This is a genomic window from Candidatus Hydrogenedentota bacterium, from assembly GCA_035450225.1.
GTDB lineage: Bacteria > Hydrogenedentota > Hydrogenedentia > Hydrogenedentales > SLHB01 > DSVR01.
The window spans coordinates 1-11,292 of record DAOTMJ010000074.1; the positions used below are offsets into that span (position 1 = coordinate 1).

General features: G+C 60.4%; 6 protein-coding genes. All 6 read right to left on the reverse strand.

The features are described from left to right. A partial coding sequence (locus tag P5540_19245; protein ID HRT66950.1) for a tetratricopeptide repeat protein occupies positions 1 to 1,401 on the reverse strand: 1,401 nt, incomplete at its 3' end. A 61-nt stretch (positions 1,402 to 1,462) separates the two neighbouring features. Further along, entirely contained in the window at positions 1,463 to 1,966 is a 504-nt protein-coding gene (locus tag P5540_19250) for a hypothetical protein (GenBank protein ID HRT66951.1), read from the reverse strand. A 39-nt stretch (positions 1,967 to 2,005) separates the two neighbouring features. Then, positions 2,006 to 2,968 (reverse strand): hypothetical protein, encoded by a 963-nt coding sequence (locus P5540_19255; protein HRT66952.1) that lies wholly within the window; start codon positions 2,966 to 2,968, stop codon positions 2,006 to 2,008. Between the two features lie 19 nt (positions 2,969 to 2,987). Next, on the reverse strand, positions 2,988 to 4,856 hold the full coding sequence (pilM, locus tag P5540_19260) for a type IV pilus assembly protein PilM (GenBank protein ID HRT66953.1): 1,869 nt from the start codon (positions 4,854 to 4,856) through the stop codon (positions 2,988 to 2,990). Between the two features lie 225 nt (positions 4,857 to 5,081). After that, positions 5,082 to 6,440, reverse strand: coding sequence for an SUMF1/EgtB/PvdO family nonheme iron enzyme (locus P5540_19265; GenBank protein HRT66954.1), 1,359 nt, complete (start codon positions 6,438 to 6,440; stop codon positions 5,082 to 5,084). 194 nt (positions 6,441 to 6,634) lie between these two features. Then, positions 6,635 to 10,864: a right-handed parallel beta-helix repeat-containing protein gene (locus tag P5540_19270; protein HRT66955.1), complete on the reverse strand. Its 4,230-nt coding sequence runs from the start codon at positions 10,862 to 10,864 to the stop codon at positions 6,635 to 6,637. Positions 10,865 to 11,292: the final 428 nt, after the last annotated feature.

The following is an 11,292-nucleotide window of genomic DNA, read 5'->3' on the forward strand; positions in this document are numbered from 1 at the left end:
GCCGCCATAACCGCCCATGCCGCCCATCATGCCGCCACCCATCATGCCGCCACCCATGCCGCCGGGATTGCGCAGCACGATCTTGAACAGGGTTTCGGCGCCCGCGTTGCGCAATTCGTAATATTTCGTTTCAAGCGCCTCGAACGATTCCTCGCGGATGTTTTGCGGGGTGCTGATCCAGATAAAGCCCGGCTGTACCGCAAAATCGAGATTGAGCGGGCGCAACAGCGCCTTCAAGGCTTCCCGCAACGATACATCCTTCAAATTGATATAGGGCACGATGCCATCGGTCACATAGCGGCCCGCCGCCGCCGTGGCCTGTTGTTGCGCCTGGGGTTGCTGGGGCGCGGCCGCCGGCGGTCGTTGTGGCGCGCCGGGAGCCCCGGGAGCGCCGGGTCCACCGGGCCGGGCGCCGGCAGCACCGGGATACGGTCCGGGAGTGGGGGCGGGCGCCGCTTGGACAGGGGCGGCCGCCACGGGCTTCGGGGGACGCCGCACCACCCGGTCATCCACCACGATATTGATGTCGTAACTGTCGCTGATAAATTCAACGATTTCGTTGATGTGAATATTTTCAAACTCAACGCTGACCGGCGAATCGAGGGTTTTTTCAATGGGGCTCTGCTTCTGTGGCTCTACGTATTCTTCCTCGACCGTGGGCACCATGACGCGGTACGGTTTGATGCCGGTGGCATCCGCCCCTTCCGGCAACCGCTTGGAATCCTCGATAAAGCGTTCGATGGACGCGCGATCCTCCGCTATGCCTTCGCCGGCCTTGGAGATGGCTTCCTTGCTGGCGCCGAGGGTCGCCTTGTGCAAGCCTTCCTGCGCGCGCGCATTTTCGGGCGCGATAATCAGCGCTTCCTCAAAATACTTGACGGCCTTTGCGTAGCGCTCGTGATCCATGTAGCGCTCGCCCATCTTGATGAGTTCCGTCACGCGCTGTTTCTTGATTTCCTGCGCGGACAAATGCGCGGTTTCCGATTCGGGCGTCATCGAGCTGGGATCAATGGTGTCAAACGACGGCGTCTCGGCCGGGCTGGCCCCGGTGGACGTCAAGACCAATTTGGCCTCGCATTTCTGGCGGAACGTCTTGGCGTCTTCAAGGGATGGATTGAGCGCCAAGGCACGATTAAATTCGCTCAGGGCCTCCAAAAAAAGGTTGCCGTTGTAGAGGTCAACGCCTTTTCGGAAATGCAGTTCCGCCTCGGAAACGGTCCCTTCCGAAACGGCGGAAGGAGCAGCCGCGTCCACCACCGGCGGCGATGCCGCGGCGGAACCGGGCGCCGAGGCTTCCGATTGCTGCGCCTGTGCTACAGCGGGCACAAACGCCATCCAAACGGCGGCCGCCATTGACAAAGCGCAGCCTGTTATCAGGTTTTGCGACAACTTGGTACTCATTACGCTGCCTTCCTCCCGCTGTTGGGGTCACTATAACGGATTTGGCATCAAATAAGCAACTCTAACTTCCGCCTACACGAAGCGTGATATTCCTTCCGAGGCGCTCCGATCGTACCAGACAGGTGCCTTCCTCGGCATTGATTTGCAATAACTGGAAACTTTCGAAGGACGCCCCTTCGTCAAACCATTGGGTGCTTCCCGCGGTCCGGATTTGGGCGCGAACGCGGCCGCCACGGCCTTTCTGGATGCGCAGCAGCGCGATATCGGCATCCGCGGCCCCTTCCCGTTCGCGAATCTCCTGTTGCGAGGACAACGCCCAAAAAGGATTCGGGGTATACGAGGCTTCCAGCGGGACGCTCTGGCGCAACGGCGGGGGCGGCGGCACAGCCGCCTTCGGGATTTCGCCGTCATCGGCCTTGGGCAGGCGGTAATTGGTGGACGGCAGCGACTGCTCGGGAGTCAGCACGGCATACACGCGCCAGCCGAAAACGAGCACCATTACGGCCAGCACCATCCGCTCCTTGTTCGCCCAAAGGACCACGCCTATGTTCTTCAGTTTCTCCACGTAACCTTTCCGTTCCTCGTTCCCGATTTCTCCAATTTCCTAAAACGGCCAGAGGTAATGATTGCGCAGCCACCGTATCACACGGGTGGACATGGGCTCTTTCTGGGCCGCGCCGCCACGGATGTTTTGTTGCGCGAGGGCGTCGCGCGCGGGCATGCCGGGCCGCGCGGCGGGACCAACCACGCCCACGGAGTCCAGTCCGCCCGATACCGCCGCCGCCGCGGGATTGAACGCAGCCACCGTCAACAACATTTGCACTTCCACCGGCGGCTCGACCGGCCAGCGCATGTAACGGTTCTGGATGCTGATCGCTTCAATATTAAAATACCGATCCTTCATGCGTAGCGCATCTATAAAAATTACCAGATCCTTGAGGTTCATCACATAGGAAAGGCCGACGGTCCGAAGGTTCAACAGTTTTTCCAAGCCCTGCCGCCCCGGATGGATTTCGACTTTGTTGACGATGACGGCCTTGGCGTCAATGAGCATGCGCACGACCATGGACCCGAAACGGATGATGCGCAGATTCCGTTCGACGTCGGCCTTGGTGATGCTTTTACCCGCGAAATCTTCCGGTTTCTGCGCGCCGAAGGAAATATCGTCCGGTATCGGACAGGGAGGCGATTTGGACTGGGCATACTGGCGCAGTGCGTTCAGGGCCTTTCCATATTGTTCCTCGTAATAGAACCGCAACATTTTGCCTTCCGGAATCGGGTCTATTTCCATCCAGTCGCCCACGTTGAAGAAGGCCGCCCGGCGCATCACCTCATCGGCCATGGGCTGAATATCGCCCTTGACCGCCTCGATCAACACCTTGGGTTGGTACCCCGAAAACGTGTCTTCAAGATGCTTGAGGGTCTTTTCGAGGGTTTCGAGCTGTCCAAGGTACTCTTCATAGATCGCCAGTTGCTTTTTGTAATAGAACTGGTAGCCGCCACCCACACAGGCCAGCAACAGGACAAACACCGCGATGCCGATGATATGTTCGCGGCGCAGATTCATGATGTGCCTCGCAGGGTGCTCATCGCCTTGGCCTCGGTTGCGGTTGCTGCGGTTGCGGGGGTTGCTGCGGCGGCGTGAAAATAAAATCCACGCGGAAAAAATACACGGTTTCGACGGATCCGCCGGCGGCGGGGCCGGGCTGGCTCCGCTGGCCGCCGATGGACGCCTGGCCCACGCGGGCATCTTCCATTTCGGTAATGGGCACTTTTTCGACTTGGGCCTCGCTGAAAAACAGTCCGCCCTGGGCGGCGCGAGTCTCACGCAGTTGACTGATGAACTGGGTCAGCGAGTCGGGATCGCTCGCATATCCCAGCACCTTCATGCCGTTCTGTTTGGGAACGATTGCCCCGCCCTTGGCGGCGTCAATTCCAGGGAACCCCGTGCTGGCCACCGTGCCCTTCACCGGATCCGCCGCGCCCGGATTGACGACGGAAGACTCCACCGAACTGAACCAGATTTTACCCCCGGGCGGCCGGGCATTGTTCAACATGCGCAGAAGATGGATCCACCAGTTGCATGTCGTATACGCGGTGGAAAGAAGGTTGAGTTGTTTTTGACGGGCGGCAATTTCCTTGCGCGCGGCCTGCAACTGGCTTTCATAGACCGACTTTTTGGTCGGATTCGCGGCTAGTTCAGGATCGTAGGCTTGCACGTATTTCTTGACGGTTTGGATCCGTTCCAGAACCACCTTTTGCTTGGCGGTCAAACCGGGCACGGTTGACGCCCCGATCAGTCCCAATGTTATGAAAGACAACACCCAGTAAAACAATTGTTCCTTGCGGCGCGCGGACTCAAGCAACGCGGGCGGAACCAGATTGACGGCAATCGGAACCGGCTGAAGGGTGCGCAGGGCGAGTCCGAGGGCCACGGCGGCCTGTTCGGGATGTTCATTGATCTCCTGCGCGCCCGGGGCGATCGCCAAACCGGCAAGCGGACGCGCAATGCGTACTTCCACGCCGAATTGTTCCTGGAAATACGGCACGATGTTGCGCAGACAGGCCCCCCCGCCCGTAATGACAATCCGATCGATGGTCCCGCCGCCCGGCAACGATCTGAAATAGGAGAATGACCGGTTTATTTCGGTGATCAGACGGGTCAGAACCTTGGCGATAATTTCGCCCAACTGCCCATCGCGTTGGGGATCGCCCGTGGGCGCCGAACCCCGGTCGCGTTTCAGTTTCTCCGCATCCAGAAAATTCAGGCCCATCGCGTCGCGTATGGCCGAGGTGATGTCGTTGCCGCCGATCATCAAGGGCCGCGTAAAACGGAACTGGCCGCCACGCTCGATGACGATATCGGTGGCGGACGCGCCCATGTCGAGCAGGGCCACGCATTCGCCCTTGTCGCCGAATTCCCCGGTATGCTTGAGCCAGTTGTAGGTCGCAAACGGGCAGATGTCCACAACGTCCACCGCGCATTTGGTTTCGCGCAGCAGGGCCAGGTGCTTGTCCACCACGTCCACCTTGATGGCCGCCATCATAACGTCGTAACCGCCCGCTTCCGTCTTGCTCAATTTCTGGTAATCGAGCGCGATTTGATCGAGCGCGAACGGGATTTGTTGCTGGATTTCGTACCGGACGATTTGGGTGATCTTGCTTTCCTGCACCGGGGGCAAGGTGCGCGTGCGGGTAAAGACCGAACGTCCCGGCACGGCAACCACCGTCTTTCGAGTCCGGATTTTCTTTTCCTTGAGGAGTTTCTTGAGTTCCTCGTTCATGTGGCGGCGTTTGGATTCTTCATCCAAAAGCGGATCCAGCAGCACCTCCCGCTGAAAGTAACGGGTGAGTTGAAAACCGGTCTTGGTTTGCGTGAGTTCGCAAACCCGAATAGCATGGGTGCCCACGTCCAGCACCAAGCGCTTCGCGCGCCCACGCCCAATCTTCATCATCAATCGCCCGTCCACCCAGTTGCACTACACTGCCAAGACGAACCCGCCGTTTGGTCACACGTTTTCAGTTCCCCGCGCCGCGTATTGTTTATAGGGTGAATTCTGAAATCACCACTTGTGCCGGGAACTTCATAACCTATTGAAACTTATTGTAGTACAGAATTTATGCCGTGTCAAGATAAAATGTTGTTTGCCAAGAGTTTTCCGGCGGGCCTCTCCGGCGCGTCATTCGACATCTTTGGCGCATCGGAAACCGTAATCCGGCTGACGAGATTCCATGTGATCGTAATGTCTTCGGGCGCAACGCACCCCGAATCGGTCACTTTTATAGGAACCGCCCCGCAGCACGCGGAACTGCTGGCCATAATCCTTGGTCACGTCCGGATTGCCGGGATACGCCTGATACCAACTGGCGGTCCATTCATAGGCGTTGCCGGCCATGTCGTAACATTTGAACGGCGAAACACCCATGCGGCAACGCCCCACCCGGATTGTGCCCTCCGAGCCGGAATTGCAGTTTTCCGGCACGAATTCCATGCCCCAGGGATATTCGCGGCCATCCGTGCCCCGGGCCGCCTTCTCCCATTCCTCTTCGGTCGGCAGGCGCTTGCCCACGGCCTTCGCATAGGCAGACGCTTGGACAAACGAGACACCGGTCACCGGCTTGTCCTTGGCGTCGTCCGGAAAAACGTGATCGGGAAAAACCAATTTGAACTCCGCATTGGTAACCTCGTATTGGTCCATGTAGAAGGCCGGCAACTCCAAGGTGCGCTGGGGCTTTTCATCGGGCGAGGCGCCATTGAGGCCCATAATGAAAGGTCCGGCGGGAATCAGGACCATCCCTTCGGGCGCCTTGCCTTCTGTCAGCACCAATTCCAGCGTTTTCGATTCGTTGGGGCCCAAAACGACCGGTTGTTCCAACTTGTCGTAGCCTTTCGCGTACAACGTCAGAATATAGTCGCCGGGGGATACCTCGAATTTGGCGGGCGATAGTTGCGGGAGCAATTCACCGTTGAGCCACAGTTTGGCGCCGGAAGGACGGGACACGACGGCCAGTTGGGCGTTCTTGGGGGCCAAAACATGAGCAAACTGGTAGCGGTAATCCTCCTTGATTTCGATTTCGCCCGTCGCCGTCCGATAGTTGTCCAGCCGCACCTCATAAGTGTGTTTTCCGATGGGAACTTCCTTGCTTGTCAACGGCGTATTGCCCAGATGCTCGCGCCCGTCCAGGAAAACCTGCGCGCCCGCCGGCGTGCTCTCGATGGTCAGGTATCCCCGCAGCGGGCGCATGTCAATGACGATGCGTTCCTCGCCCTGATCAGGAAAGACGATCGTCTTCGAGGTCCGCTCGAAATTTTCCCGCGTGAGGACGGCCACGGTCTCGCCCGGCGGCGGGTTCACCAGCGTCACGGGCGTTTTACCGCGGGGCATGTCGCCAATCGTCACGTCGGCTTCCTGTTCCGGCGAACTGGCGATGACAACCCGTGTTTCCCTCGGCGGCGGCGCGGAAAAACATCCACCCGCGATACACACCGCCGCCAGTAACCCTGCCAACCATGACCATTTTTTACCCGGGACGATCATGATCTCCTCTGTGCCGGCGGATTCCGCTTTATTCCGCCGTGTTCCGCGATTGTATAACTTTCGCCTGCGCCGGAAGAGACAGGAACGCCACACCGCGAATCCGGTTCCGACACTCCTCCAACGGTTCCTGCCGGTCGTCGCGGTCCGCGCCGCCGTAGCCGGAGGAATGCAATTATCATAGCGCAAACGTCACGCTATTCGCGCTCGAAGAGCTTGACGGGCTGCTGGCCCGCGGGAATTTCAAGATATTGCTCGACGCTGCGCGGAACGACCTTGAACTTGTAGGTCGCGGGACTGGCGTCGCTGATAAATTTCCCTAGGTACTTGTATTTAGTCGTCGCGCGGAATACATAGTCCACGGCCGTGCCGTCGGGCGGCGTAACGCCGGGCGTGTGGGGATGGCCGAGGCATCCGTTGGCCAATGCGCCCGCGGGAATGCCATCCAAGGCCGGCACGACAATCCGGCGCACGGGATCCGGCATGGGAGCGCCGTCCGCGCCGGGGCGTCCCCACAATTCGCCCGTGTACACGCTCTTCCCGTCCTCGATGAGTTCGACCTCGACAAAGGACTCGGCCAACGCGCTCGCTTCCGGCACGACGAGGGTAATCGTGAATATCGCCTGCAAATCCTGAGGCTTTCCGTAATCGGGGGCCTGCATGATCGTGACCGCGCCCAAATCAACCCCCGCCCGCCGGAAACTCGCCGTCAGGCGCGTGTCCACGACTTTGGCCTTGTCCGGAATGGTAAAGCGGCGCCAATTGATCCCGCCGTCGCCCGTCATGAGATCCTCGATGGTATCGCCCGTGCCCAACGGGGGCAGCGTGTCCGGCCAGCGCGAGACATTGCCGGCCTCGTCGCAGGCGGCCACGACCAGCAGGAGCGATTGGCCGTACAGCGTGGTGATGTCCGGCGCGGAACGGCTTTCGACGGCAAGCTGGAGCGCCTCGAACATGACCGGCGTGACCGCCATGTTTTGATCCGACCACGGTTTCCAAGTATCCAACGGCTCGTACACGTTGCGGCTCGGGTCCATGTTTTTGGCCCAGATCCGGTACGCATACAGAGGTTTCGGACCCGAATCGAACGCGATGTCCACGCTCTCCCGCTTGAGGCCCCATTCGCACATCGGAAACGCGCCGGGCACCGTGCGGACATTCAGGTTCGCGTCCAACACGGTCGGGGCGAGCCACCAGATTTCGAGTGGCAGGATGGAATCGCCGGTTGACGTCAACGGCGGCTCGGCCACATTGCCGGCCCGGTCGCGCGCCGCAAAGCGGACCGTCGCGCGAAAAGCCTCCGCTATGGGTGTCCGCAAGGGAATTTTCCACGTCGCCGTGATATTGTCCGTGCTGCCGGCCACGTCAAGTTGCGACGTGTTCGTAACGGACGCCAGCGGGAACGCCGACACGGACGTGTCGCTCAGCCACACGGGGCGCGTGACACCGCCCGTGTTCCACGCGGCGAGGTCCGGGGGCGCCAATTCGATCGCGCTCGCGCCGCCCTCGAAAGTCGTGCGGAATCCCGACACCGCAACAGTCCTGTTGGACGGCGGATCGTCGCGGAAAACGGCCTTGAGTTCCAAATCCCACACGCTCGGCGGGGGGGTATCGTACCCGTTCACCGGCGAACCGATATTGAAAAACGCCAGGCAGCGGTCCGCGCTCGACGCGAACGTAAAACCGTGGGCTCCCTGCGAACCGCCCTGTGGATAGCTGGACGGCGCATTGTCGTAGGGGTGCGTAAGCGATCCGAACGGTACGCTCGCCGCCGTGGACGGATTGCCCGACAGGCTCGCGGAAACCACGACCGGCGCGATATATCCCGGCCCCGGCTGCACGATCACCGGCGGAATCGTGTCAATGATGAAACGCCGTCCCCTCTGGGCCTGGGCGGTAATCAGGTCGTCATAGGGTCCGCCATCACCCAAAACGATATTTCCATATCTAAGTCGAACGGATGCCTCGCCGTCCGTCGCGCCGCCGGAAGCGGGCGGGCTGGCCCGGTAGGTGTACCGGCCGCCGCCGGCATCGGTCGCCGAACCGAGATCCACCTGCGTCCCATCGGCAGCAATGTAATAGGCCTCGTCCGGCATGCCCGCTTCCGTCATCCACACGTCCACCGTAAAGGAATGCGCGCCCACCATTTGCGGCGGCCCGGGATCGGCCTGGACGTCCAAAACGCGGCACGCAAACCATATACCCGTAAACGGGCCCGTTCCGCCATCCGACGGGATTTCGTCCGCGCCGATGTCGGGAATGTTGCATTCATTGTCCGGGCGGACGTTCACATACTGGAAATCGCGGGGGGGCGTCACGCACGGACAGGGGGCGGTTCCGCTGTGGTTCTTGACGTCAATGCAGACGGGATCGGTGCATTGCGTGAGTTCACGCGCCAGCAGGCGGCCAATCCACGGCGACGACATGTCGAACCTCGGATCCACGTGGATGTCCTTGCACAGAATCGGATCGGTGCTGACGTTCAGGTTGTAATCATAGGCGTTCGTGTAAATGTAGCCCTGCAGTGGACACGGCGTGCCCGTCGGCGGCGTCCACAGCGCGGGGGCGTTCGCGTACACATCGTTGCTGAGCGAGGTCAGCGATTGGGGCGCCGCCGCATTGAGGCCGTAGTATTGCATGGACGTCGGAATGCCGACGAACCGCAGGTTGGTGATGTTCCACCCGGAACAGGCCTTGCCGGGGAAATCCGTCCGGTACGTCCACCGCACCCGGATTTTCTTGCCGCCCGCCCACGGCAGATCGTAGGAGCGCACGGTCCATTGCTGCCGGTCCACATTGCCGTCCATGATCTCGTTGTCGCCGCGATCCCAGATGTCGAAAACCCCCTTGTCCCAGATCGGGAGCCACCGGTTGGTCCCCACCACCTGTCCCTGAATGCCTGCGTACCCTTGGGCATCCACATTCAGCCAGCGATCGAAAATCATGCTGACATTTCTGTAATTCGTGCAGTCCACGTCCACCGACAACCAGAAACGTTCGCGAAGCGCAATTCGACAGGTCAATGGTTTTACTGGCGAAACATGGCTTTGAAGAACCACCCGCCACGGCCCATCCGCGCTTTGGCCCGCAAGCGCGGAAAGCGGCTGCACGGGTTTGTAAACTCCGTCCCTGAGATCGCCGTTTACCAGGCTTGCCGAAGCCGGAAACGGTTCCGCGGCGCTGTCGGAAAAGGTGACGTTTTCAAGGCTCAGGCTGATGCCGGCGTTGATCTGCGCCAGCGTCACGTTCCCGGCGGGCGTTTCCAGCACAAGCGCCGTCGGCTCCAGCGAGCTGGCGTCAATGGCCACGCCCAGAATCGTCACTTTGACGTCGTGAATCAGCACGTCTTCCGAAATGGAATCATTGTTGTTGAGAACCCGCACGATATCGGCGTCCGCGTCTGGGGAGGCCGTGTAATTGCCGGCGAGATTGACGCCGAAAACCTCCGGGCGCTCCATCGTGACCCGGGGATCAGGATTGCCGAAGCCGTTTGGATCCTGCTGTCCGCCGCCGCCCGACGGCGGGCCAATATTCCATTGAGATCCGGGTGCCTCCGACCACGTGAATTTTAGCATCGGATCGGCCGGCGGCCATTTGCAGATAAAGTTGGTAATGGGTTCGACGACCGTGTCGCCGATCGCGTTGCGCATGACGATCGAACTGGTCACCGAGGCCTTGCCGCCGCCCACGGTTGACACGCCGTTGCGCCCGTTCTCGAAAATCGTGCAGAAGGCGACGCAGACGTTTTGCGACTCGACGCGTATCCCGTCGCACTCGTTATGGACAATGCTGCAATTCTGAATGATTGGCGCGCCGACCGAGCCGCCCTCGCACAGAATGCCCACGCCGGTCCTGTCCACGATGACGCCGCCCTGGACCACGGCGTTGTTGTCGCGGATATAGCATCGGTTGATGGTCGCGGCACAGCGGTTGCCGGTCCGAATGCCCACGCTGCCGCCCGTAAACGTCAGCCCCTCGATGAAGACGCCCGCCGGGGCGGATCCAAGGTCCAACACCGGACGCGAGGGGTCCGCCGCCTTGATCACGATCGTCTCCGGGTTGGACGGCGGATAGCCCACGATGGAAAAGGTTTCGTTCTGCGGATAGGTGATGTTGTCGCGGATTTCGGACACCACGGAACTCGTGCCGGCGGTGCTGCTCGCCACGACAATATACTGAATCGCGCCGTTCTGGCTCTGCGCATAAGCGATGGCTTGGGTCACGGTGTCGAACCGCGGAAACTTGTCGGGCGCCGATACCTCCGCGTTCAGCGCGTCGTAAAGCGGATTGTCCGCCCCGCACACCACGACCGTGTTGCCCAACACCCAGTTGCCGGGATCGGCCGGGTCGCCATAAGCGCCCCAAACGGTCCCCATCAGCGCGCACGAAAGCGCGCACCATCCCATGAATCGCCGCGTTTGTTTCATCTGTACACTCCTCCGGCCGCGCCTTTCGCGAAGCGCCGCCGAATGCCCCGGATTCATTTGTCAATCGCTTCCATGTCGCAAAAATATTATACCTGATTCAGAGGCGGCCGGGGGCGCGTTTCGGGTCTCGGATCTCGGGTTTCAGAGCGCGTGAACAAATTCGGCGCAACAGATTGTAGCGCCGAATTCCGATTGGGCACGGGTATGGGCAGCTCAGCCGAATCGGAATTCGGCGTTACGCTTTCGGCTGCGCGAATAAATTCACAAAAGATCATTTTTCAGCCTTCAGCCTTGCGCCTACCTCTCATATATCGTCCTGACTTTCTTTTCGGCGGTCGTCACGAACTCGTCGTTGCTGCGCCAGTTGATTTCACCGTCGCCGTTGGCGTCCGTGCCGTAGCCGGCCTGAACGGTCGCGATGATCTCGA